This window comes from Nonomuraea sp. NPDC050153 (assembly GCF_044460125.1).
Lineage (GTDB): Bacteria > Actinomycetota > Actinomycetes > Streptosporangiales > Streptosporangiaceae > Nonomuraea.
Map to the genome: position 1 here is coordinate 54,920 of NZ_JBITJQ010000001.1, position 23,731 is coordinate 78,650.

The following is a 23,731-nucleotide window of genomic DNA, read 5'->3' on the forward strand; positions in this document are numbered from 1 at the left end:
CATCCTCCCGGCGGATCATCCGGTCAATGGTTAATGGGGCTGCAACTCACTTGCAAGCGCGACAAATACGGTTATGTCTTGCAAGACCTGAGCCGCGCGATCACGTTTGTCCAGTACAGGGGCATGGGCAAGCCGAGGGGGATCACGCGGCTCATTTCTTTTCCCGGACCAGGAACGGCTCCAGCAGGCCGGGAACCGCCCGCGCCGCCAGCTCCAGGCCGTCGCCGCGGTCCACGTCCACCACGTCGTAGTGGCCCTTGCCCGCGGCGGTGGCGGCGGAGACGGTCAGCAGGCCGTTGCGGCGCTGGAAGTACGACTCGGTGATCGTCCAGCCGGAGACGCCCCGGCGGTCGAGCGCGATCGTGCTGCGCACCACCGCGCCCTGCCTCGTGACGAGATGGCGGCGGCCGAGCGCGTGGCCGAGGTTCCCGGCGCTCTCCACGGCCGCCCAGATCCCGAACGGCAGCGCCACCGCGGGGATCGCCCAGACGGCGGTCCGCGACCACTCCCACGGCAGCAGCCAGGACCCCAGGCCGGCGCACGCGGCCAGCACGGCCACCGTCACCAGCGCCCGCACGATCCGCTTCCGCCTGGCCGCCACCGGATGGGGGACGAGCGCGCCGGCCCCCATCCCGGCCGCGCCCGTCCCCGGCCCGGTCGCGCCCGCCTCAGGTCGGCCGGTGTCGGCGATCTTGGTGGCGAGGTCCCAGGCCAGGGCGCGGGGGAGGGGCGGGGTGAGGGCGGCGGCGTCGTCGGTCTCGTGCTCGTCCGCCTTCCCGAGCCCCGTCGCGATGGTCTTGACGCGGGCCCCGCCGCCCAGCCTCAGCAGCAGCGGCTCGCTGATCTCCACCCCGCGCAGCCTGCGCTCCTCCAGGGTCAGGGACCGGGTGGTCAGCAGGCCACGGTGGAGGCGGAGGCGGCCGGGCTCGCGTTCGAGCCGGTAGCGTCCCCACGACTCGGCGAACAGCAGAGTGGCGCCCAGGACGCCGACGGCCAGGTTCGCGGCGAGGATCAGCGGGACCGCCACCAGCGGCCGCGCCGTCACCCAGCCCCAGAGGCCGGTGGCCGCCTCCGCGGCGAACCTCTTGGCCCCGAACCAGCCCAGCGCCTTGTAGAGCGCCCCGAGCACCACCGCGGCCCCCGTGATGGACCACACCGACAGCGGCGCGTACCTGATCCACGACCAGCGCAGCTCCACCAGCGGCCCGTCGCCGGGAGCGGGCCGCTCGTCCTGGCGCAGCAGGGTGCGGCGCAGCGACTCGGCCTCGTGCCTGGCCAGCGGGTCGAGCGCGAGCTCGGTCCCTTCGGCCGCGTGCTCGCCCGTGCCGACCTTGACCACGGTCAGGCCGAACACCCGCGACACGGGATCGGCCCGCAGGTTCACGCTGCGGACCCGGTCGAGCGGGATCGAGCGGTGCTGGCGGACGGTGATGCCCGAGCGCAGTTCGAGGCGTTCCGGGGTGAGCCGCCAGCGCGTCGTACGGAGCCTGGCCACGTCGTACGCCAGCACGGCGGCGACGACCAGCATCGCGGCCGCCGCGCAGACCGCCACGACCACGCCGGTCGGCCGGCCGTCGCCCATCGCGAAACGCCCGACCCCGAACACCACGCCGGCGGCGATCGGCAGCGACTTGACCGCGGAGGCCCAAAGGCTCCGCCCGGCCAGTCGCCGCCAGTCGTCCTGGGATTCCGCCCCGCCCACGCGATGGCCTCCCCCGGTGTCATGCGGGAGAGGGGCCTCCAGCCCGCTGCTCCGCGCGGGCAGGCCGTTCACGTCGCGTCCCCCGGCGTGGCCTGGGTGATGGCGGTGAGGCGTTCGGCCAGCTCGGCCGCCACCTCGTGGTCCAGCGCCTCGATCTTGACGGCCCCCGCGGAAGAGGCCGTGGTCACCGTCACGTCCGCCAGCCCGAACAGCCGCTGCACCGGCCCCCGCGCGGTGTCGACCCGCTGGATCCGCGACATCGGCGCCACCCGCCAGGTGTGGGTCAGCCACCCCTTGCGGGTGTAGACCGCCTGGTCGGTGACCTCCCAGCGCTCCACCCGGTACGTGGCCCGCGGCCCCACGACGGCCAGCGCCACGCAGCCTGCCGCGAAGAGCCCCACGCACGCCCCCAGCCAGACCGGCCGCGAGCTGAAGATCCAGTACGCCGCCACCGCGGCCACGGCGACCGGCACCAGGAAGATCAGCCCCTGCACCGTCCACCAGGCGACCGCCCGCGGATCGGCCTGGTTGCGCGGTGGTCGCAGCCCTGTCGGCGTGCCCGCGTTCACCTGTTGCTCTCCGCGTTCTCGCCCGAGTCGGCCACGGCCAGCAGCGCGAACCCGAGCACGCCGATCACGATCGCCGCGAACACCTCGTATCCCTCCAGGAACGGCAGCAGGTTGACCACGAGCAGGTCGTGCGCCCACCGCCACCAGCCGAGCAGGGTGTTCACCAGGCCGCCCACGCCCTGTAGGAGCAGCAGCCAGCCGAGCAGCCTCAGCACCATTCTCATGGTCCCAAGCGTCGTGCACGGGTCTCGGGGCCCGCGTCGGCCGTAGGTCTCGCCCCGCCGCTACTTTGGTCGCTGTCGCCGTACCCTTGGCAGGGCCTAACCTCGATGAGCGTGACGGGACTGCGGGGGTACGGCGCTCACGCCCACGAATACCGGTGGCTGCTGCCCTCGGTGCTGCTCGGCGACGGCAGCGAGGGCAGCCGGGTGCGCCGCTCGACCCGCGACTGGATCGTCGACATCGCCATGTTCCTGCTCGCGTGCGGCATCACGGTCATGACCCTGCCGGATCTCCAGGACGAGCCGGAGCCGCTGCAACTGCTGGAGCAGGTGGTGGGCGCGCTGTCGTGCGTGGCGGTGTGGCTGCGGCGGCGCTGGCCGGTGGGGTTCGCGCTGGTGACCACCCTGTTCTCGTCCTATCTGGAGCTGTCCGGCGGGGCCTCGGTCGTCGGGCTGTTCACCGTGGCGGTGCACCGGCCGTTCAAGGTCTCCGGCCCGGTCATGCTGTTCGCCCTCGTCACGCTCGTGCCTTACATCCTGCTGCGCTCCGACACCGATCTGGAGCGGAGCGAGGCGGCGGCGTTCGCCCTGGCCATCCTGCTGACCGTGTTCGCGTGGGGCGTCGTGGTCAGGGCCCGGCGGCAGCTCGTCTGGTCGCTCAGGCAGCGGGCCGACAGCGCCGCCGAGGAGGCCAAGCGGCTCGAACGCGAGCGCATCGCCCGGGAGATGCACGACGTGCTCGCGCACCGCATCTCCATGCTCAGCCTGCACGCCGGCGCGCTGGAGTTCCGGCCCGACGCGCCCGCCGAGGAGGTCGCCAAGGCGGCCGGGGCGATCAGGACCAACGCCCACCTGGCACTGCAGGATCTGCGCGAGGTCATCGGCGTGCTGCGCCACGCGCGGCCGGGCGGCGACGACGACCCGGTGCCCGACCGGCCGCAGCCCACGCTCGCCGACCTGCCCGCGCTGGTCGAGGAGTGCCGCCACGCGGGCATGGACGTACGGCTCGACCTGCGGGCCGGCGGCGAGGCGCCGGAAGGGCTCGGCCGCAACGTCTACCGCATCGTCCAGGAGGCGCTCACCAACGCCCGCAAGCACGCCGGCGGGGCGTCCGTGGCGGTCGCCGTCTCGGGCGGGCAGGGCGAGGGGCTGTCCGCGGAGGTGCGCAATCCTGTCGGGGTACGCCACACCCCGTACATCCCGGGCGCCGGGGCCGGGCTCATCGGGCTGACCGAACGCGCCGAGCTGGCGGGCGGGCGGCTGGAGCACGGCGCGACGGCGGGCGGCGAGTTCGTGGTGCGCGCGTGGCTGCCCTGGCCGATGGAGACGACTCGGGAGGACGCATGATCAGGCTGCTGATCGTCGACGACGACGCGATGGTGCGGGCGGGGCTGTCGATGATCCTGGGCGGTGCCGACGACATCGAGATCGTGGCCGAGGCCGGCGACGGGTCCGAGGTGCCCCCGCTGGTGGCCGAGCACCGGCCCGACGTGGTGCTGATGGACATCCGCATGCCCGGCGTCGACGGGCTCACCGCCACCGAGGCGCTGCGCCGCACGTCCGCGCCGCCCGAGGTGGTGGTGCTGACCACGTTCCACGCCGACGCGCAGGTGCTGCGGGCGCTGCGGGCGGGGGCGGCGGGGTTCCTGCTGAAGGACATCGCGCCCGGCGATCTGGTGCGATCCATCAGGAAGGTGGCCGCGGGCGAGCCGATCCTGTCGCCCGCGGTGACGCGGCAGCTCATCACGCACGTGTCCGACGGCGCGGCGGGCGAGCGCACCACCCGGGCGAAGAAGCTGCTCGACCGGCTCAGCGAGCGGGAGCGGGAGGTGGCGCTGGCCGTGGGGCAGGGCAGGTCGAACGCCGAGATCGCGCGGGAGCTCTACATGAGCGTGCCCACGGTCAAGGCGCACGTCTCGCGCATCCTGTCCAAGCTCGACCTCAACAACCGGGTCCAGGTCGCGCTGCTGGTCTACGACGCCGGACCGTAGTCAGCGGGCCAGGAGCTCCTCGATCGTGGCCCGGTGCAGCACGAGGTCGTCGGGGTCGTCCGGCCGGGGCTGCTCGCCGAAGTGGATCCGGCGCTGCCACACCCGGGCCATGACGATGCCGTGCCGGAGCGCGGCGTACATCTCGTAGAAGTCCATGTCGCGAGGCTCGTACCCGGTGAGTTCCCGATATTTCTGGCAAACGTCCTCGCGGCCCATGAAATCGGGCATGCCGGGGAGGCCCGCGCCGACCGTGAGGTCCTGGAAGAAGCGGTGGAGGAAGATCATCCAGGACAGGTCCAGCTCGGGCGGCCCCACCGCGGCCATCTCCCAGTCGAGCACCGCGACCGGGGCGAAGTCCTTGAACATCATGTTCCCGATCCTGGCGTCGCCCCAGCACAGCACGTCGGGCCCGGGCTCCTCCGGCCAGTGCGACTCAAGCCACCGGAAGGCCCGTTCGAGCACCGGGATCGGCCGCTGGCCGTGCGCCCACTCGTAGTAACCGCGCTGCGCCTCGACGTGCGCGCCCAGCCCGGCGGCCCCGAACGGGGCCAGCTCCTCCGGCGTGAACTCCGCCCGGTGCAGGGCCGCCAGGACCGCCACGCCGGCGTCCTGCACCTTGCGCTGGTCCGCGGGCGCCGCGTCGAGCAGCCAGCTCCCGAACGTGTACGGCATCACGTCCGGCGGCACGTCGCCGTCCGCACGCTCCATGACCAGGAACGGCGTGCCCAGATGATCCGGGTCCGACTCGAACCAGAGGGCCCTGGGCGCTGGAATCCCAGCTTTTTCCCTGGCCAGACGCATGATCTCGAACTGTGCCCGCAGGTCGTACGAGGGGAACACCGGGACCGCCTCCGCCGCAGGTGCGAGCCTGGCCACGCAGCGCGTCGCCCCCTCACTCCAGGTGGCGGTGAAAAACAGCGTCTCGCTCGACATTCCGTTCTCGGAGGGCCTGGACACTTCGGACACCGAAGCGCTCCCGCCCACCCGGCCGCGCAGCCAGCCGGCCAGGTTGTCACGCAGCTCGACCAGGTCGCGGGTGGAGGTGCGCATCTCTTCTGCCATGGTCGGCCTCCCGGGTGAACGCCTGTCCCGGCTCAGTCGTACATCCCCAACCAAGCGCTTGTCCAGACAGAGGTGGCCGTTACGGTCAGGTACGCGGCAGCCGTACCCTTGTCTGAAAGGGCATGTCACGAAGGGACAAGTGGGATGAGTTCAGCGGGTGAAGGCCTGTCTCGCCCGCTTCCCGAGCAGGTGCGGCTCAACGTCGTCGATCTGGCGTCTCAGGTCCTCGGGACGATGCCCGCTGCCTCCATCCCGCCGCCCCTTCGGGGGATCGCCAAGTTCGACCCCCGCAAACGCGCCAAACTCGGCAGCGCGCCCATCGCGGCGCAGCTCGAGAACGACAAGAAGTTCCGCGAGCTGGTGGCCGAATCGGTGGAGGCCGGCTGGCCCGAATTGGTGGCGTCCCTGGCCGAAGGAAATATCCCCCCCGCCGCCGACCCCGTGCTCGTCGCCGCGGCGGCCTATCTGACCCGTCCGCCCGGCTGGGCGGAGATGATCGAGGTCGCCCGTACGGATCTGGAGCAGTCCGCGGTGGCCGCCGAGGGGTCGGAGCGCGAGGAGGCGGTCACCCGGCTGCGCGAGCAGCTCGCCGCGCAGAAGACCGCCGCCAAGGAGGAGTCCGACCGGCTGCGCGAGCAGATCAGGGCGGCCCGCGCCGAGAACTCCGACCTGCGGCGCAAGCTCCACGACGCCCGCGAGCGGGCCAAGGGCGCGGTGCAGCGGGCCGAGGAGATGGAGCACGCGGCGGACGAGGCCAAGTCGGCCGCCTCGGCCGCGGGCACCGCGGGCGAGTCCGAGCTGCGGCGGCTGCGCGAGCGGCTGGCCGACGTGGAGAAGCAGCTGGAGGCCTCGCGCCGGGCCGCGCGCGAGGGCAGGAGCATCGAGGACGCCCGCATCAGGGTGCTGCTCGACGCGCTGCAGGACGCCTCGGCCGGGCTGCGCAGGGAGCTCGCGCTGCCCACGACGATCAGCCGGCCCGCCGATTCGGTCGCCGCGATCACCGGTGAGCGGCCCGGCGTGCGGGGGGTTCCCGCGCGGGCGCTGGCCGACGACGACCCGCAGCTCCTCGACCAGCTCCTGGCCCTGCCCCAGGTCCACCTGATCATCGACGGCTACAACGTGACCAAGACCGGCTACGGCACGCTCACCCTCGCCGACCAGCGCAACCGGCTCATGACCGGGCTCGGCGGGCTGGTGGCGCAGACCAGGGTCGAGGTGACGGTCGTGTTCGACGGGGCTGAGCTCAACTCCCCGGTGCAGGTGGTGGCGCCGCGCGGGGTGCGGGTGCTGTTCAGCCAGCCGGGGGAGATCGCCGACGACCTGATCCGCCAGCTCGTCCGCGCCGAGCCGCCCGGCCGGGCCATGGCCGTGGTGTCGTCGGACCGCGAGGTGGCCGAGTCCGTCAGGCGGATGGGAGCCAGACCCGTTCCGTCTGGTTTGCTGCTGCGCAGGCTGGGCCGGGCCTAGATTACGGGGACCCCTTGTGGGGACCGTTACGGGCGGATTTGTCGCATCACGATTGAGCAGATTAGGGGATGCCTCCCCTGCCACTTCTGTACTATTTCGCCCCAGATATCATCCCTGGGAGGCGACGCAGTGAGGTTTGGCAGGGTGCCGGTGGCCGCGGGTCTCGCGTTCGGGCTGGTCCTGTCCCCTGTGGGAGCCGCCGTCGCTGATCCCAAGCCCACCCTCGGACAGGCCAAGGCCAAGCTCGAAAAGCTCAACGACAAGGCCGACAAGGTCGTCGACCGCTTCAACACGGCCGCCGAGCGGTTGAAGGCCGCCAAGGCCACGTACACGAAGCTGAACGAGCGTTACAAGACCAAGCTGGCGACGGTCGCGGACCTGCGTTCCCAGGTGATCGGCATGGCCGTCGACAGCTACAAGCTCGGCACCGACGTGACCTCCCTGCCCGGCCTGATGAGCGCGGACCGCCCCGACGACTTCCTGATGGGCCTGGCGCTGGCCGGGCAGATGTCGCGGGAGCGGGCGGAGAAGCTGGCCGTGTTCGACCGCGAGAACCGCGGGCTGAAGGCCGAGCGCGACAAGGCGGAGGAGGCGCTGGAGGCGGCCGACAGGGAGCGGGACGGGGTGGAGAAGGAGCGCTCGGAGATCATGAAGCTGATCGCCGAGCAGAAGAAGCTCCTGAAGAAGCTGGGCGCCTACAACCCCGGCAACCCCAACAGCGTCGGCATCCAGTACACCGGCCCCGCGTCGGGCAACGCCGCCGCAGTCCTGCGCTTCGCCTTCGCCCAGGTGGGCAAGCCGTACGTGTTCGGCGGGACGGGGCCGGGCGGCTGGGACTGCTCGGGCCTGACCCAGGCGTCGTGGCGGGCCGCGGGCGTGTCGCTGCCGCGTACGACCTGGCAGCAGTGGGCCTGGGGCGCCGGTCGCAAGGTCTCACTGAACGCCCTCCAGCCGGGGGACCTCATCTTCAGTTCGAGCTTGGGTCACGTCAGTATCTACGCCGGTGACGGGAAAATCGTTCACGCGCCCCAGACAGGCGACGTGGTCAAGGTCGTCAAGCTCTCGTCGTACGGCGGCCGCCTGGTGGGCGCCATCCGCCCGTAGTCGGAGTGCCAGGATCCGCTCGTTCCGGCCACCGCCGGCCCCGTTTCAGGGCTTCTACGATGCTGGATCGTTGACGTCGTCAACTGAACCACGTTCGGTCCTGGCAGGCGGGCGGGAACGCTCCATGCGGGCGATGGGCCGCGCGGAAGCCACTAAAAGTGTGACAAACGCGACAATTGGGGCCTGACAAACGGGCGTGAAAACAAATGTGAGCAGTGTCACATTTAGGTAACGGAACCTGGTGTTCCAGCAGGGATTTTCATCCTTACTGACTCCACTATCTGATCTTTACAGCCGGTGTCCCGCTTTGCCGATCCTTGACCCTTCGGCGTAGCTTCTGGCGACGTCGCGGTGAACAAGCCATGTCCTCCGCGAACCCGCATCGGTCCCTCCCGATGTGAGACAGATAAAGATCCGCTGGTCAACCGCTCAAATGTCCCCATATCAACACATTGATCGGGCGGTTGGCCTGCCGAGTCCGTGCAGCCAGGAGGCACGGAGCCGGGGACCCAGCGATCCCAGTTCCCCAGGGATCAGGGGGTGAATCGGCGCGCAGATCGCGCCGTAGGGCGACTTCCAGGCCCGAATCCGTCAGCTAACCCGGTAGGCATTCGTGGAAGAGTCAAGGAGAAATCCTGTCTACCTCCCTGCATAACCCCCGTCTGTCCAGAATTGCCCTGAGTGGCGTAGCGCTCACGATGACCGTGACGGCCGGAGGTGCGATCCTCCATGCCCCAACGGCTCAGGCGGCCACGACCGAGTCGGCTTCGACGGCCAAGGCGGTCACGACCGCCCGGACCTCGAAGACGCTCTCGGCCTCCGCGCTGAGGGCGGCCAAGGTCGCTCGTCAGAAGGCGAAGGCCCGCAAGGCCGTCGCCGTGGCCAAGGACCAGGTCGGTGACCCGTACCGTTACGGAGCCACAGGTCCCGGTTCGTTCGACTGCTCCGGCCTCGTCCAGTACGCCTGGAAGAAGGCCGGGGTGAAGCTCCCGCGCGTGGCGAGCAGCCAGTTCGTGCGCACCAAGAGCAAGGTCTCGTGGCGGAACCTCCAGCCCGGTGACCTGATGTTCTTCAGGGGGCTCGGCCATGTGGGCATGTACGTCGGCAAGGGCAAGATGGTCCATTCGCCCAGGACAGGCGAACGGGTACGCATCGACAAGCTGGGTGGATGGCGGCGGGCGTCGTTCGTCGGCGCTGTCCGTCCCGGCATGTGAAGAAGCCCCGCCCGGATCCTCGTATTCGGGCGGGGCTCTCCCGTTTCCCGGGGCTGAGCTCCCTCCACCCGGCACGGCGCCACTCCGCCACACGCAGGCCCTTCAGAGCGAGGTCTGCCGCCCCGGCACGGCCCCCACCGCAACGACGCCCCACGGTCTGCGCGCCGCGGCGGCCCTACGTCCGCTCCCCGCGCCTCCGTTCCCCGCGCCTCCGCGGCCCTGTGGGCGCGGCTGGGGGCTCGTGGCTTGGAATTGCGCGCTGAGGGCGGTGGGAGGGCCTTGCGCTTGACCCTGCCCCTGCCTGGCGCCCCATGGGGGAGCGGGCTCACGGTGCGCGGCTCCTTGGGGGCGATCCCCGGTTCGGCGTCACTGGCGCGACGGGCCGGCTTGCGGGCGTTGGGCGGCTACGATCGAGCATCGTGTCAGGGCAGGTGAGTCGGCGGAGCGCGATCGTGTCCACCCTGCTCCTCGCCCTCGCCCCAGCCAGTGCCCCCACCCCCGATTCCCCCATCCTTCCCTCCGGAGTGCGTGGCCTGTGGGGGGATGGTGAGGTCGTGGTGCGCGGGGTGCGGTCCGTCGTCGTCGGGCAGCGCGCCCCGCGTGGCGAGCTCGATGAGATCGCGCGCCGGGCTGATCGGGCGGGGTGGCGGGTGTCGGCCGTACTCGGGGGGCCACTACGACCGCTCGTCGTCGTTCCGGCCTCCGCCTCCGAGGCGGCCGGGCTGGCAGGGGTGGGGCGGGTCGACGGGCTGGCGGCGGTGGCCGATCGCGGGCGCGTGATCATCGTCCCCGAGTATTTCGCCAGGCTGAACTCCACCGGCAAGGACGTCGTGCTCGCTCACGAGCTCACCCACGTCGTGGCCGGCACCGACCACCTGCCCCCATGGCTCTATGAGGGGTTCGCCGACTATGTCGGTTACCGCGACTCCGGGCTGCCCGTGCGGACCGCGGCCGCCGAGCTCGCCGCCGAGGTGCGGGCCGGGAGGCTGCCGGGGGAATTGCCGGGACCTGCGGCTTTCGCGGCTGACGGCCGGGACCCCGTCCGGCTCGCGCGGGCGTACCAGGAGGCTTGGCTGGCGTGTCGCTTCCTCGCTGACCGGTTCGGTGAGGGGACGCTTGTGAGGCTCTACCGTGAGGCCCGGGTGGACGGCGTGGATCGAGCACTCGCCGCGCTCGGACTCTCCGCGGCCACGCTGACGGAACGGTGGCGCGACTACGTGCGGGACCAGCTCGCGTGAGGGGGAGGCAGATGGGCGAACGGAGAGACGTGGACGACGCGTCGCAAGGGGCGTCGAAGGAGGGCGAGGAGGCCGAGAGCGCGGTGGCGGCCCCGGAGGCCGAGAAAGGGGAGAGTGTCGGCCTGGTGGCCGGTGGCGGCGGGGGCAGGGTGTCCGTGAAGAGGGAAAGGCGGGGGCCTGGTGAGGAGGTGTCCGTGAGTGGGGGAGGACCGCGGGAGCCCGGCGACGAGCGCCGGTTGCGGCGGCAGGCGGCGCTGGCGGCCCTGCTGCTCGGCCTGGTGATAGCGGCCGTGGCCGCCTTCAGCACCCCCTGGCACCTGCTGACCTCGGGACCGCCCGACCCGGCCCGTGACTTCACCGCCGCGCAGATCGCCAAGTCCCAGGCGTTCGACGCGGCCGTCACCCTGCCCAGCTATGCCTCGCTGGCCCTCACGCTCATCATCGCCGGGCTGTTCGTCGCCACCCCGCTCGGCGCGAAGCTGGTGGGATGGCTCAGAGGCCCCTGGTGGCTGCGGGTGGTGCTGGGCGTCCTGGTCATCACGCTCTTCTCCCAGCTGATCAAGCTGCCCATCTCCATCTGGGTCGAGACGCTGCTGCGCGACTACGGCCTGTCCATCCAGTCCTGGGGATCCTGGTCCGGCGACCGGCTCAAGAACATAGGCGTCGACGCGTTCATGCTCTGCCTGATGCTGCTGGTGCTCGTGGCGCTGGCCCGCAGGTTCAGGCGCTGGTGGATCCCGGCCGCCGTGGGCGCGTTCGCGCTGACGGTGATCGCGTCGTTCGTCTACCCGGTGGTGTTCGAGCCGCTGTTCAACGACTTCACGACCATGGAGCAGGGTCAGCTCCGCACCGACCTGCTGGCCATGGCCCAGCGCGACGGCGTGCCGGTCGAGGACGTGCTGGTCGCCGACGCCTCGCGCAGGACGACGGCGCTCAACGCGTACGTGTCGGGGTTCGGCGCCACGCGCCGGATCGTCGTCTACGACACGCTGCTCAAGGCCCCGAAGTCCGAGGTCGAGCTGGTCGTGGCGCACGAGCTGGGCCACGCCAAGGCCGACGACGTGCTCTACGGCACGTTCATCGGCGCTCTGGGCGCGGCGCTGGGCGCGATCCTGCTGTTCCTGGTGTTCGACCTGCTGCGCCGCCGCACCGGCGTCAGAAGCCTCGCCGACCCGCGCGCGATCGGCGCGGTCGTGGGCCTGATGACCTTCGGCTCGCTGATCATGAGCCCCGCCGAGAACCTGATCAGCCGCCAGATCGAGGCCAGGGCCGACCTGCACGCGCTGGACCTCACGCACGACCCGGCCACGTTCATCGCGATGCAGAAACGCCTGGCAGTCACCAATATTTCCGACTTGTCGCCGGATGCGGTGGAATATGTGCTCTATGCCTCCCATCCATCCAGCCCCGAGCGCATCGCGATGGCCCGCGCATGGGCCAAGCTGAACGGCGTCCCCGTGCGGTGACACGTGCGGTGACACGCGTGACGCCCGGCGTGCCCAAGGTGCTCGTCGTCACGAACGACTTCCCGCCCAGGCCGGGCGGCATCCAGTCGTTCGTGCACGGTCTCGCGCTGCGCACGCCGGGCGTGGTCGTCTACGCGCCCGCCTGGCCGGGCTGCGAGGAGTTCGACGAGCGCCAGCCGTTCCCGATCGTGCGGCATCCGACGCGGCTCATGTTGCCGACGCCGGCCGTCGCCCGCAGGGCGGCGCGGCTGGTGGCCGAGCACCGCGTGGAGACCGTGGTGTTCGGGGCGGCGGCGCCGCTCGGGCTGCTCGCGCCCCGCCTGCGCCGGGCGGGCGCGCGGCGCGTGGTGATGCTCACCCACGGCCACGAGGCGTCGTGGGCGAGCGCTCCGGGCTTCCGCGCCGTGCTGCGCAGGATCGGCGGGCACGCCGACGTGGTGACCTACCTGGGCGAGTACACGCGGGGCCGCCTGGTCGCCGCCGTCCGGCCGGACAAGCTCGTACGCCTGGCGCCCGGCGTGGACGTCGGCCAGTTCCGGCCCGACGCGCCCAAGGCCGAGCTGGGCCTGGACGGCAGGCCGGTGGTCGTGTGCGTGTCGCGGCTGGTGCCGAGGAAGGGCCAGGACCAGCTCATCAGGGCCTGGCCCCAGGTGCTGCGCTCGGTGCCGGAGGCGGTGCTGCTGCTGGTGGGCGGCGGGTCCCACGGCAGGACGCTGGAACGCCTGGCGGCGGGGCGGGAGTCGATCAGATTCACCGGCACGGTGCCGGCCGCGAGCCTGCCCGGCTATTACGCCGCCGCCGACGTGTTCGCGATGCCGTGCCGTACCCGGTGGAGGGGGGTGGACGTGGAAGGGCTCGGGATCGTGTTCCTGGAGGCGTCCGCCACGGGGCTGCCGGTGGTGGCGGGGGCGTCCGGCGGCGCGCCCGACGCCGTGCGGCCCGGCGAGACGGGGCTGGTCGTGGACGGCGAGGACGCGGGCGAGGTGGCCCAGGCGATCGTCGAGCTGCTGACCGACCCGGCGAAAGCCCGCAAGATGGGCGCGGGCGGGCGTGACTGGATCGCCCGCGAATGGGCGTGGGACCACGTGGCCGCCCGCTTCCACACTCTCCTCTAGCTAGCCCTTGGTGGCCCCCAGCGTCAGACCGGCGACGAACTGCTTGTGCAGGAGCTGGAAGACGATCAGCGTGGGCAGCGCCACCAGCACCGACCCGGCGGCCAGCAGGTTGTAGTCGGTGAAGAACTGGCCGCGCAGGTTGTTCAGCGCGGAGGTGACCGGCAGTTTGTCGCCCGACGACATGAGCACCAGCGCCCACAGGAAGTCGTTGTACATCCAGGTGAACTGCAGCGTGGACAGCGCAGCCAGCACCGGACGGCACAGCGGCAGCGTCAGCCGCCAGTACCGCTTCCACACCGAGGCCCCGTCCACCAGCGCCGCCTCGGTGATCTCCTCGGGGATCGTGCGCATGAAGTTCGCCATGACGAAGACGCAGAAGCCGAACTGGAACGCCACGTGGACGAGGATCAGCCCCAGGTAGGAGTCGTAGAGCGACTGCGAGTCCGACAGCCACGCCGGCAGCGGGACGAGGGTGTAGAGGGTGTAGAGCGGGGTGATGAGGACCTGCGGCGGCAGCAGGTTCCCGGCGGTGAACACGATCAGCAGCGCCTTGCGCCCGGGGATGCGCAGCCGCGCGATGGCGAAGGCCGTGAACGACGCCATGAACAACGTGATCAGCACGCCGGGCACGACGATGATCAACGTGTTGAGGTAGTAGTGGGGCAGCTCGGCCTGCGACCACGCCTGCCCGTAGTAGCCGAGCGTGAGGTGCTCGGGCAGCGAGAAGTAGCCCAGCCGGGCGGTCTCCTCGTACGGGCGCAGCGACGCGTAGACGGCCAGGACGAGCGGCAGCAGCCACCCGAGGGCCACCAGCGTCAGGAAGACGTGGAGCAGCATCCGCAGCGGCCGCACCGGACGCCGGGACGGCGCCCGCTGCTCCCGGGCCGGAGGAGCTGCGGCCGGGGCCGTGAGCGTCATCGTTCCTCCCGGAACATCTGCGACAGGTACGTGACGATGAACCCCAGCGAGATCGCCAGCAGGATCACCGCGATCGCCGAGCCGAACCCGATCCTGCTGGCCTCGCCCACGATGTTCTCGGTGACCAGCACGGACAGCAGCTCCAGCCCGTTCCTGCCCTTGTTGATGGCGTAGACGATGTCGAAGGCCCGCAGCGCCTCGATCACCGTGATGACCAGCACGATCACGTTGACCGGCCGCAGCGTCGGGAACACCACGCGGAAGAACGCCTGCCGCTCGTCGGCCCCGTCGATGGCCGCCGCCTCCTTCAGCGCCGGATCGACGGCCTTCAGCCCGGCCAGATAGATGACCATGACGTAGCCGACGTGCCGCCACCCGGCCGCGACCATGACGACCCAGATGTTGATCGAGCTGTCGCCCAGCCAGTCCACGGTCAGCCCGGTCACCGCGTTCAGCACGCCGTAGTCGGAGGAGTAGACGAGCTGCGCGATGAAGCCCACGACGGCCAGCGACAGCACGACCGGCATGTAGAGCGCGTTCTGGTAGACGCGCGACAGCCGCAGCCGCCGGTCCAGCAGCACCGCGCAGAACAGCCCGAACGGCGTCGCGACCAGCCCGAGGAAGCCCAGCCACAGCAGGTTGTTGCGGACGGCCGACCAGAACGGCGGATATTCGGCCGCCAGGTCGTGGTAGTTCTGCCCGCCCACCCACTCGATCGGCCCGATGCCGTTCCAGTCGGTGGCGGACAGCCCGACGGAGGCCAGGGTGGGCCCCCAGATGAGGCCCACGTTGACGACGATGGCCACCCCCAGCCCGATGACCAGGATGGTCACGTCGCGGGCGGAGTAGCGACGGGTCTTGACTGCCATCAGCGGAAGATGTTGGCCTTCTGCTTCTCGATGCTCGTCAGCAAGGAGTCGATCTCGCCGGGTTTGCTCACGAACGACTGCAACGACGGGATCATCACGGTGGAGGCGAAGTCCGGCCGCGTGTCGCGGTCGAGGAACTGCGCGATGTGGGTGGCCTTCGACACCAGCTCGGCGCCGCGCTTCTGCAGGGCGCTGTAGCCGGAGGTGTCGGCCTTGGAGTTGGCGGCCAGCGTGCCGGGGTCCAGCCCGGTGGCGATGTTCTGCGCGGAGGCCTGGGCGAAGTGCTTGATCAGCGCCTTGGCGCCGTCCACGTTCTTGGCCTTGGCGGAGATCATGTAGCCGTCGATGGGCGCGTCGATCGAGTCGGTCCCGTACGCCGGATTGATCTCGGGGAAGGTGAAGAAGTCGATGTCCGCGCGGTCGGCCTCGGGGAACTGCTGGGCGACGAACATCCCCAGGAGGTACATCCCGGTCTTCTTCTGCGCCAGCGACTGCCCGGCCTCCTGCCAGGTGCGGCCGAGCGCGGCCGGCTGGTGGTACTCCATCAGCCCGCGCCAGGTGTCGAAGACCTGCTTGACCTTCGGGTCGGTCCACGACTCCTTGCCGGCCATGAGCGAGACGTGGAAGTCGTAGCCGTTGATCCGCATGTTGAGGATGTCGAACGTGCCCATCGCCGGCCAGCCGTCCTTGTCGGCGAACGCGATCGGGATGAGCCCGTCCGCCTTCATCTTCTTGGCCAGCGCGGTGAACTCGTCCAGCGTGGCCGGCGGCTGGTATCCCTTCTCCTGCCAGACGCTCTTGCGATAGAAGACCGCCCACGGGTAGTACGTGGCCGGCACGAAGTACTGCTTGCCGTCGGTCCCGGTCGACTGGTCCTTGAACGCCTGCGTGTAGTCGCCGCCGATCTCCCGCCACACGTCCGAGACGTCGGTCGCCAGCCCCTGCTCGGCGAAGAACTGCATGCGGTAGCCCGCGAACCAGGTGAACACGTCGTCGGGAGTGCCGCGCAGGTAGCGGTTGATGTTCTCCTGGAACGTGTTGTGGTCCACCGTGTTGACCTTGACCGTGGCCTGCGTGAAGGCCTTGATCTGGGTCTCCAGGGACTTCTTCGGGATCTCGTCTGAGGCGTTGGAGCCGATGGTGACCGTCCCCAGCCCGCTCGCGGACGCGCCACCGGCCGTGCCCCCGGCAGGGGCCGGGGTGTCGCCGGAGCCGCATCCGACGAGGGCGGCGGGCACGCCGAGCGCGGCGGCTCCGAGCAGAAGATTGCGGCGGGAGATCGGCAGACGTTGGTCCATGATGGGTTCCTCCTAGCCGGACCCTTCAGATTCCCCCGACTTCACTCACTTTCATTCAGGGAAAACCCAACATTTCCGACTGTCAACGCACATTTATGTGGCCTTGCTCCGCGCCCGCGCCGTGTCATGATGCGGTTGGTGCACACTCCACCGTCTGCGGCGGGCCGCCGCACACGACCGGCCGTGTCGGAACGTGTTGAGATCTGGTGATGCGATGCTCGCCCAGCAGCGTCAGCAGGCGATTCTGGAGCTCGTCAGGCAGTACGGCGGCGTCCGTGTGACCGAGCTGGTGCGCGCGTTCGGCGTCTCCGACATCACCATCCGCCGCGACCTGGAGTTGCTGGCCGAGCGCGGCCTGCTGGCCAAGGTGCACGGCGGCGCGACCAGCGTCGGCTCCACGGACGAGCCGGGTTTCGCGGTCAAGTCGGTGCGTCAGGAGGGGGAGAAGCAGGCCATCGCCCGCCGCGCCGCCGCCCTCGTACGGCCCGGCACCACCGTGGCGCTCTCGGCGGGCACCACCACTTGGACCCTCGCCCACCGCCTGGCCGCCGTCCCGGCCCTGACCGTCGTGACGAACTCGGTGCGCGTCGCCGAGGTCTTCCGCCATTCCGGCAGGGGCGACCAGACGGTCGTGCTCACCGGCGGCGTGCGCACCCCGTCGGACGCCCTGGTCGGCCCGGTGGCGGTGGCCGCGATCCGCCGGCTCAACGTGGACCTGCTGTTCCTCGGCGTGCACGGCATGACCGTCAGGGCCGGCTTCACCACCCCGAACATGATGGAGGCGGAGACCGACCGCGCCCTGGTGGAGGCCGCGAGCCGGCTCGTCGTGCCCGCCGACCACACCAAGTGGGGCACGGTCGGCATCAGCACCATCGCGGAACTACGCGAGGCGGACGTGCTCGTCAGCGACTCCGGGCTGCCGCAGCCGGCCAGGGAGGCGCTGGCCGGGCACGTGGGCGAGCTCGTCATCGCCGAGGGACGCGGCCCCTTCGGCGGGGCCTGAGCCCTCGGTGCGGGGACACGGCCCCTCCGGCGGGACCCGAGCCCTCAGTGCCTGCCGTCGTAGAGCTCGTCGATCTGCTTGGCGAAGTCGCGCATGACGAGGTTGCGCTTGACCTTGAGCGTGGGCGTCAGGTGCCCGCTCTCCTCGGTGATGTCCCGCTCCAGGATCAGGAACTTCTTGACCTGCTCGGCCTTCGACACCAGCAGGTTCGCCCGGTCCACCGCCTCCTGGACCTGTGCCAGCACCGCCGGGTCCGTCCGCAGCTCGGCCGGGGAGGCCCCGCCGGGCAGCGCCTCCGGGTCGAGGGTGATCAGGGCGGAGACGAAGGGGCGGCCGTCGCCGACGATCATGGCCTGGGAGATCAGCGGGTGGGCGCGCAACGCGTCCTCCAGCGGTCCCGGGGCGACGTTCTTGCCCGCCGCCGTCACCAGGATCTCCTTCTTGCGCCCCGTGAGCCGCAGGTAGCCGTCGGCGTCCAGCTCGCCGATGTCGCCGGTGTGGAACCAGCCCTCGGCGTCGATGACCTCGGCGGTGGCCTCGTCGTTCTTCCAGTAGCCGGGGAAGACGTTGCGGCCCCTGGCCAGGACCTCGCCGTCGTCGGCGATGCGCAGGCTCACGCCGGGCAGCGGCTTGCCGACGGTGCCGATCTTGTTGGCGAACGGCATGTTGACCGTGCACGGCCCGGTGGTCTCCGTCAGGCCGTACCCCTCGAAGACCTCGATGCCGACGCCCTTGAAGAAGTGGCCGAGCCGCTCGCCCAGCGCGCCGCCGCCGGAGACCGCGGCCGAGAGGCGGCCGCCCGTGGCCGCGCGGAGCTTGGCGTAGACCAGCCGGTCGAACAGCGCGTGCTGCAGCCGGAGCCCGAGCGGCGCGCCGGCGGCGGAGGCGCGGCTGGAGGCCATCGCCACGTCCACGGCGCGGGCGAAGATCTTGCCCTTGCCGCCCGAGATGGCCTTCTGCTCGGCGCCGTTGTAGACCTTCTCGAACACGCGGGGCACGCCCAGCAGGAACGTGGGCTTGAAGTCCTGCAGGTCGGGGGCGACGTTCTTCATGTTGGGGGTGTGCGCGATGACCGCGCCCGCCTCGATCAGCACCACCTGGATGATCCGGGCGAGGATGTGCGCCAGCGGCAGGAACAGCAGGGCCGCCGGGTCCTTGGTGCGGAACAGCGGCTCCAGCGGCCCGCGCAGCACGTTGAGGGCGGTGAAGATCAGGTTGTCGTGGGTGACGCGGCAGCCCTTGGGGCGGCCGGTGGTGCCCGAGGTGTAGACGACCGTGGCCAGGTCGGCGCCGCTCACCTGGCCGCGCCGCTCGTCCACGTCGGCGTCGGAGACGTCGCCCGGGTCCGGGGCGGCGTCGACCCGCCAGACCGGCTTCAGCTCGGGCGCGGCCTCGCCGACGGTCCGCTCGTGCTCGTCCAGCTCGACGAACACCGCCTTCGCCTCGCTGTCGGTGAGGATCCACCTGACCTGCTCGACCGAGGACGTCTCGTAGATCGGCACGGTGACCGCCCCGACCGTCCAGATGGCGTAGTCGACCAGCGTCCACTCGTAGCGGGTGCGCGACATCAGCGCGACGCGGTCGCCGTGCGAGATCCCCGCCGCGATCAGCCCCTTGGCCACCTCGACCACCTGGTCGCGGAACTCGGACGCGGTGACCACGGGCCACCCGCCGTCGGTCTTGCGGCGCATGATCACGGTGCCCGGCTCCTGCTCGGCCCGTTTGAACACGGTGTCGGGCAGGCTCGCGGAGGCAGGCACATCGACCAGGACGGGAACGCTGTACTCGCGCAACGGATCAAACTCCTCTTCGGGGACCGCCTGGACGTTACCGCGTAAAGTTACGCTCGGGTAGGTCTTATGGCCCACGCTAGCAGCCGGACTCGTATGGTGGAGCGCGTCCAGCGCTCCGCCACAGGCAGCGAGGTGTGCGCCTAAGATTTGCCCCATGAGGGTCCATGTCGTCAGTGATGTCCATGGCAGGGCCGACGCGCTGGCCAGGGCGGGCGACGGGGCGGACGCGCTGGTCTGCCTGGGCGACCTGATCCTCTTCGTCGACTACGACGACCACGCGCAGGGCATCTTCGCCGACCTGTTCGGCGCCGAGCGGGCCGCCGAGTTCATCGCGCTGCGCACGGCCAAGCGGTTCGACGAGGCCAGGGCCATGTCCGCGCGCCTGTGGGCGACGCTCGACGGCGACCCGCGCGAGCACATCGAACGCCACGTGCGCTCCCAGTACGAGACCCTCTTCGCCGCCATGCCCACCCCGGCCTACCTCACCTACGGCAACGTCGACCTGCCGCGCCTGTGGGCCGACTACCTCAGGCCCGGCCTCCAGGTGCTCGACGGGCAGGTGGCGGAGATCGGCGGCCTGCGGTTCGGGTTCGTCGGGGGCGGGCTCAGGACCCCCTACCGCACCCCGTACGAGATCAGCGACGAGGAGTTCGCGGCCAAGGTCGAGGCGGTCGGCGAGGTGGACGTGCTGTGCTGCCACATCCCGCCGGCCGTGCCCGAGCTCCTCTATGACGTGGTGGCCAGGCGGTTCGAGCGCGGCAGCGAGGCCACCTTAGAGGCGATCAAGCGCACCCAGCCGCGCTACGCGCTCTTCGGCCACGTGCACCAACCGCTCTACGCGCGCACCCGCATCGGGCGCACCGAATGCGTGAACGTCGGCCACTTCCGGGGAAAGGGCGTGCCATTCGTCCTCGAATGGTGACCCGGCCTGCGGTGGGCCACGCCGGGCGATCCACCGCAACGAGGTGGTTCTGCATTACGGTGGTCGCATGGCTGATCGCACCACTTCGAGCACCACCATCAGCGCCGGCCGGCCCGAGGTCATGGCGGTCATCGCCGACTTCTCCTCGTATCCCGACTGGGCCGGACAGGTCAAGAGCGCCGAGGTCCTCACCACCGACGGGCAGGGCATGCCGGAGACGGTGCGCTTCGTCCTCGACGCCGGGATGATCAGTGACACCTACACCCTCGGCTACACCTGGCAGGACGACCACGTGAGCTGGCAGGTGGTGGAGCCGGGGAAGATGGTCTCCGACCTCCGCGGGAGTTACCGGCTCGCCGACACGGGCAGGGGCACCGACGTGACGTACGAGCTCACGGTCGATCTGAGCGTGCCCATGATCGGCATGATCAAGCGCAAGGCCGAGAAGGTGATCGTGGACACCGCGCTCAAGGGCCTCAAGAAGCGCGTCGAAGGCAACTGAGTTGAGCCCGAGGGTCCTGCTCTTCACAGGGAAAGGCGGCGTCGGCAAGACGACGGCCGCCGCCGCCACGGCCACGCTCGCCGCCAGTCGCGGGCTCAAGACGCTGATCGTCTCGACCGACACCGCCCACTCGCTGGCCGACGCGCTCGACGTCGAGCCCGGCGAGGTCGCGCCGGGTCTGCATCTCCACCAGGTCGACACGCAGAAGTCGCTGGAGCGCCACTGGGGCGAGCTGCAGCAGTACGCCAGGGGGGTGCTCAGCGAGCTGGGGCTCGACGAGATCACCTCCGAGGAGATCACCGTGCTGCCGGGCGCCGAGGAGGTCATCGCCCTGCTGGAGCTGCGCGAGCACGCCCGCGAGGGCCGCTGGGACGTGATCGTCGTCGACTGCGCGCCCACCGCCGAGACGCTGCGGCTGCTGGCCCTGCCCGAGGCGCTCGACTGGCACGTCAGCAAGCTCATGCCGGTCGGCCGCAGGCTCGTCCGGCTCGTCTCGCCGTTCGTGCGCAGCGTCGCCCACGTCAGCGCGCCCGGCGACGACGTCATGAGCGCGGGCGAGCGCCTGCACCGCGGCCTCATGGAGGTGCGCGAGCTGCTCACCGGTGACCACGCCTCCGTGCGGCTCGTGCTCACGCCCGAGTCCGTCGTGCTCGCCGAGGCCAGGCGCACCCTCACCTCGCTCAACCTGTACGGCTACCGCGTCGACGCCGTCATCGCCAACCGCGTCTTCCCCTCCGGCGGCGCCGACGAGTGGCGCGCCCAGTGGGCGGCGGCGCAGTCCAGGCTGCTGGCCGAGGCGGAGCAGTCGTTCGCGCCGCTGCCCATCCACGTCATCCCCTACCTGCCCGCCGAGCCCGTCGGCAAGGACGCGCTGGCCGGGGTGGGCGAGGCGATGTACGGCGAGTCCGACCCGTTCGCCGCCCACACCGTCGAGCCGCCGCTGCGGATGAACGCCGACGAGCTGGTCCTCGCCCTGCCCGGCGCCGACCGCGGCGACGTCGACCTGGCCCGCAAGGGCGACGAGCTGATCATCACGGCCGGGCCGTACCGGCGGATCCTGGCGCTGCCCGCGGCCCTGGCGCGCAGGAAGATCACCGGGGCCGCGCTCCGCGACGGCGTGCTGCGGGTAGGTTTCAGCCCGGGGAGCGAATCCGCGTCCTGATGAGTTGAGGAGGATGAGCGACCCATACGCAGGGAGGGCGAGATGACCGAGAGCAACACCAGCAACGACAGAGACCCCATCGGGACCGTGGCCGACGAGGCGCGCAAGCTGTTCGAGTCGATCCAGGGCCGGGCCACCCGCCAGGTCGGCAAGAGCGTGCTCAACTCCTTCACCGGCGGAGGCGGCCGCAGGGAGCGCGACGTGTGGGAAGAGGCGGTGTCCGAGCCCCACGACGAGTACATCTGCCGGGCCTGCCCGTGGTGCCGGGCCATCGCGGCGCAGCGCGAGTCGGGCGCCGACGTCACGGGGCACCTGATGGCCGCGGGCGGCGAGTTGTTCGCCGCGTTCCGCGGCGCGCTCGACACGCTGAGCAGGCCCGCCTCCCGCGGGTCGCGCGAGGACTCGTCGGAGCGCCGTGGCACCCAGCCGGACCGCGGTGGCAACGTGGAACACATAGATCTGGGATAGGGAGATAAGGGGCCAATGCTCACGATCGGTGTCGATATCGGCGGGACCAAGGTGGCCGCCGGTGTGGTCGACGACAAAGGCGTGATCGTCGAACACACACTCAGGCCCACCGCCGCCGACCGCCCCGACCTGGTGGCCGAGACGGTGGCCGACGTCGTCCGCGAGCTGAGCGCGGGCAGGCGGATCGAGGCCGTCGGGGTCGGCGCGGCGGGGTTCGTCGACGAGACCCGTTCGATGGTGCGCTTCGCCCCGAACCTCGCCTGGCGCGAGGAGCCGCTGCAGAAGAAGATCAGCGGCCTCGTCGGCCTGCCGGTCGTGATCGAGAACGACGCCAACGCCATGGCGTGGGGCGAGAGCAGGTTCGGCGCCGGGCGGGGCCAGTCCTTCGTGGTCTGCATCACGCTCGGCACCGGCATCGGCGGCGGCCTGGTCGTCGACGGCTCCCTCTACCGCGGCCGCTGGGGCATGGGCGCCGAGTTCGGCCACATGCAGGTGCTCCCCGGCGGGCGCCAGTGCGGCTGCGGCAACATCGGCTGCTGGGAGCAGTACGCCAGCGGCCAGGCCCTCGTCAAGGACGCCAGGGAGATCGCCGAGGCCCATCCGGAGCAGGCGAAGATCCTTCTCGGCCTGGCCGGCGGCAAGATCGAGGGCGAGGAGATCACCGACGCGGCCCGGCTGGGCGACGAGGCCTCGCTGGCCGCGTTCGCCAGCCTGGCCGACTGGCTGGGCCAGGGCATGGCCGACCTGGCCTCCGTCCTCGACCCCGGCTGCTTCATCGTGGGCGGCGGCGTCTCCCGGGCCGCGGACCTGTTCATCGACCGGGCCCGCCAGGTCTTCGCCGACAAGCTCACCGGTCGCGGCCACCGGCCGCTCGCCGAGATCAGGCTGGCCGAGCTGGGTGCCTCCGCCGGGGTGGTGGGCGCCGCCGATCTGGCCAGGCTGCGCTGACGGTCAGGATCGGCACGTACAACGTACGCGGGATGCGTGACAGCGTGCCCGCGTTGGCCAGGGTCGTCGCCGCCATGCGCGCCGACGTGCTGTGCGTCCAGGAGGCGCCCAGGCTCGTCCGGTGGCGGGCCAGGCGCGGGGCCCTGGCCGCCGCGGCGGGCCTGCGCGTGGCCACCCCCGGCCGGATCGGCGGCGTGGCCGTGCTCACCGGCCCGCGCGCCGCCGTGCTGCACACCGAGAGCCACCGGCTGCGAGCCTTCCTCGGGCTGGAACGGCGCGCGCTCGCGCTCGCCGTCGTGGAGGTCGACGGGGCCCGCCTGGCCGTCGGCTCGCTGCATCTCGACCTCAACGGCCCGGCCAGGGTGCACCACGCCGCCGAGGCCGTGGCGCTGATGGAGCGCGCGGCCGCCCGGTTCGGGGCGACGATCGTGCTCGGCGGCGACATCAACGAGCAGGCGCACCAGCCGGCCTGGCGCTACCTCGCCGGACGGCTGGCCGACTGCCACGCCGTGGCGCCCAAGGGCGACGGCCTGACGTTCACCGCCGCCCGGCCGTCCGTACGCATCGACGGCGTGTTCGCCGCCCGCGACGCGCGTGTCGTGTCGTGCGGGGGAGTGGACGCGCCGATCGCCGATCTCGCCGGGGCCAGCGACCATTTGCCTGTTGTCGCAGAGTTGAGAGTTGGGCACTAACGGGCAA

The 23,731-nt window shown here is 71.1% G+C and carries 23 protein-coding genes and 1 riboswitch; of the genes, 15 read left to right on the forward strand and 8 right to left on the reverse strand.

Annotation, left to right across the window (positions count from 1 at the left end):
* Positions 1-151: 151 nt before the first annotated feature.
* The 3 genes from ACIBQ1_RS00290 to ACIBQ1_RS00300 all read right to left on the reverse strand — a co-directional run bounded on the left by ACIBQ1_RS00290 (position 152) and on the right by ACIBQ1_RS00300 (position 2,495).
* Positions 152-1,702: a PH domain-containing protein gene (locus ACIBQ1_RS00290; RefSeq protein ID WP_397273743.1), complete on the reverse strand. Its 1,551-nt coding sequence runs from the start codon at positions 1,700-1,702 to the stop codon at positions 152-154.
* Between the two features lie 68 nt (positions 1,703-1,770).
* On the reverse strand, positions 1,771-2,271 hold the full coding sequence (locus ACIBQ1_RS00295) for a PH domain-containing protein (protein ID WP_397273744.1): 501 nt from the start codon (positions 2,269-2,271) through the stop codon (positions 1,771-1,773).
* Positions 2,268-2,495 (reverse strand): hypothetical protein, encoded by a 228-nt coding sequence (locus ACIBQ1_RS00300; protein ID WP_397273745.1) that lies wholly within the window; start codon positions 2,493-2,495, stop codon positions 2,268-2,270. Before ACIBQ1_RS00300 ends, ACIBQ1_RS00295 begins: the two co-directional genes overlap by 4 nt.
* Positions 2,496-2,606: 111 nt before the next feature.
* On the opposite strand from ACIBQ1_RS00300, the gene ACIBQ1_RS00305 reads away from it, so the two are divergent.
* Together ACIBQ1_RS00305 and ACIBQ1_RS00310 are read left to right on the forward strand one after the other, a co-directional pair.
* Positions 2,607-3,839 (forward strand): sensor histidine kinase, encoded by a 1,233-nt coding sequence (locus ACIBQ1_RS00305; RefSeq protein ID WP_397273746.1) that lies wholly within the window; start codon positions 2,607-2,609, stop codon positions 3,837-3,839.
* The gene (locus tag ACIBQ1_RS00310; protein WP_397273747.1) at positions 3,836-4,483 is read left to right on the forward strand and encodes a response regulator; all 648 of its coding nucleotides are present in this window, start codon (positions 3,836-3,838) and stop codon (positions 4,481-4,483) included. The genes ACIBQ1_RS00305 and ACIBQ1_RS00310 overlap by 4 nt, the downstream gene beginning before the upstream one ends.
* Here ACIBQ1_RS00310 and ACIBQ1_RS00315 read toward each other — a convergent pair whose 3' ends face one another.
* The gene (locus tag ACIBQ1_RS00315) at positions 4,484-5,545 is read right to left on the reverse strand and encodes a phosphotransferase family protein (RefSeq protein WP_397273748.1); all 1,062 of its coding nucleotides are present in this window, start codon (positions 5,543-5,545) and stop codon (positions 4,484-4,486) included. It abuts the gene before it with no gap.
* 144 nt (positions 5,546-5,689) lie between these two features.
* Here ACIBQ1_RS00315 and ACIBQ1_RS00320 point away from each other — a divergent pair, with 144 nt between their 5' ends.
* From ACIBQ1_RS00320 to ACIBQ1_RS00345, 6 genes are all read left to right on the forward strand, one after another.
* Entirely contained in the window at positions 5,690-7,012 is a 1,323-nt protein-coding gene (locus ACIBQ1_RS00320) for an NYN domain-containing protein (RefSeq protein WP_397273749.1), read from the forward strand.
* 129 nt (positions 7,013-7,141) lie between these two features.
* Positions 7,142-8,116, forward strand: coding sequence for an NlpC/P60 family protein (locus tag ACIBQ1_RS00325; protein WP_397273750.1), 975 nt, complete (start codon positions 7,142-7,144; stop codon positions 8,114-8,116).
* Positions 8,117-8,576: 460 nt separating this feature from the next.
* A riboswitch (cyclic di-AMP (ydaO/yuaA leader) is annotated at positions 8,577-8,741 on the forward strand.
* Between the two features lie 73 nt (positions 8,742-8,814).
* On the forward strand, positions 8,815-9,330 hold the full coding sequence (locus tag ACIBQ1_RS00330) for a C40 family peptidase (RefSeq protein ID WP_397273751.1): 516 nt from the start codon (positions 8,815-8,817) through the stop codon (positions 9,328-9,330).
* 452 nt (positions 9,331-9,782) lie between these two features.
* Positions 9,783-10,568: a hypothetical protein gene (locus tag ACIBQ1_RS00335; RefSeq protein WP_397273752.1), complete on the forward strand. Its 786-nt coding sequence runs from the start codon at positions 9,783-9,785 to the stop codon at positions 10,566-10,568.
* Positions 10,569-10,579: 11 nt separating this feature from the next.
* Entirely contained in the window at positions 10,580-12,034 is a 1,455-nt protein-coding gene (locus tag ACIBQ1_RS00340; RefSeq protein ID WP_397273753.1) for a M48 family metallopeptidase, read from the forward strand.
* Positions 12,035-12,063: 29 nt separating this feature from the next.
* Positions 12,064-13,149: a glycosyltransferase family 4 protein gene (locus ACIBQ1_RS00345; RefSeq protein ID WP_397274535.1), complete on the forward strand. Its 1,086-nt coding sequence runs from the start codon at positions 12,064-12,066 to the stop codon at positions 13,147-13,149.
* Here ACIBQ1_RS00345 and ACIBQ1_RS00350 read toward each other — a convergent pair whose 3' ends face one another.
* Genes ACIBQ1_RS00350 through ACIBQ1_RS00360 form a run of 3 tightly spaced genes read right to left on the reverse strand, consistent with a single transcriptional unit; the run spans position 13,150 to position 16,234 of the window.
* Entirely contained in the window at positions 13,150-14,067 is a 918-nt protein-coding gene (locus ACIBQ1_RS00350) for a carbohydrate ABC transporter permease (RefSeq protein WP_397273754.1), read from the reverse strand.
* Positions 14,064-14,936: a carbohydrate ABC transporter permease gene (locus tag ACIBQ1_RS00355; RefSeq protein WP_397273755.1), complete on the reverse strand. Its 873-nt coding sequence runs from the start codon at positions 14,934-14,936 to the stop codon at positions 14,064-14,066. The genes ACIBQ1_RS00350 and ACIBQ1_RS00355 overlap by 4 nt, the downstream gene beginning before the upstream one ends.
* Positions 14,936-16,234, reverse strand: coding sequence for an ABC transporter substrate-binding protein (locus ACIBQ1_RS00360; protein ID WP_397273756.1), 1,299 nt, complete (start codon positions 16,232-16,234; stop codon positions 14,936-14,938). Before ACIBQ1_RS00360 ends, ACIBQ1_RS00355 begins: the two co-directional genes overlap by 1 nt.
* A 214-nt stretch (positions 16,235-16,448) precedes the next feature.
* Here ACIBQ1_RS00360 and ACIBQ1_RS00365 point away from each other — a divergent pair, with 214 nt between their 5' ends.
* Positions 16,449-17,237 carry a DeoR/GlpR family DNA-binding transcription regulator gene (locus tag ACIBQ1_RS00365; RefSeq protein WP_397273757.1) on the forward strand — a complete coding sequence of 263 codons (789 nt, stop codon included), beginning with the start codon at positions 16,449-16,451 and terminating at the stop codon, positions 17,235-17,237.
* Between the two features lie 44 nt (positions 17,238-17,281).
* On the opposite strand, the gene ACIBQ1_RS00370 is transcribed toward ACIBQ1_RS00365, so the two are convergent.
* The gene (locus ACIBQ1_RS00370) at positions 17,282-19,030 is read right to left on the reverse strand and encodes an AMP-dependent synthetase/ligase (RefSeq protein WP_397273758.1); all 1,749 of its coding nucleotides are present in this window, start codon (positions 19,028-19,030) and stop codon (positions 17,282-17,284) included.
* A 154-nt stretch (positions 19,031-19,184) separates the two neighbouring features.
* Here ACIBQ1_RS00370 and ACIBQ1_RS00375 point away from each other — a divergent pair, with 154 nt between their 5' ends.
* The 6 genes from ACIBQ1_RS00375 to ACIBQ1_RS00400 all read left to right on the forward strand — a co-directional run bounded on the left by ACIBQ1_RS00375 (position 19,185) and on the right by ACIBQ1_RS00400 (position 23,724).
* Positions 19,185-19,952, forward strand: a complete 768-nt coding sequence (locus ACIBQ1_RS00375; protein WP_397273759.1) for a metallophosphoesterase — start codon at positions 19,185-19,187, stop codon at positions 19,950-19,952.
* 67 nt (positions 19,953-20,019) lie between these two features.
* Entirely contained in the window at positions 20,020-20,454 is a 435-nt protein-coding gene (locus ACIBQ1_RS00380; RefSeq protein WP_397273761.1) for an SRPBCC family protein, read from the forward strand.
* Position 20,455: 1 nt separating this feature from the next.
* Entirely contained in the window at positions 20,456-21,616 is a 1,161-nt protein-coding gene (locus ACIBQ1_RS00385; protein WP_397273762.1) for an ArsA family ATPase, read from the forward strand.
* A gap of 42 nt (positions 21,617-21,658) precedes the next feature.
* On the forward strand, positions 21,659-22,084 hold the full coding sequence (locus tag ACIBQ1_RS00390; RefSeq protein WP_397273763.1) for a DUF5304 family protein: 426 nt from the start codon (positions 21,659-21,661) through the stop codon (positions 22,082-22,084).
* 15 nt (positions 22,085-22,099) lie between these two features.
* On the forward strand, positions 22,100-23,032 hold the full coding sequence (locus ACIBQ1_RS00395) for an ROK family glucokinase (RefSeq protein WP_397273764.1): 933 nt from the start codon (positions 22,100-22,102) through the stop codon (positions 23,030-23,032).
* Between the two features lie 32 nt (positions 23,033-23,064).
* Positions 23,065-23,724, forward strand: a complete 660-nt coding sequence (locus ACIBQ1_RS00400) for an endonuclease/exonuclease/phosphatase family protein (protein WP_397273765.1) — start codon at positions 23,065-23,067, stop codon at positions 23,722-23,724.
* Positions 23,725-23,731: the final 7 nt, after the last annotated feature.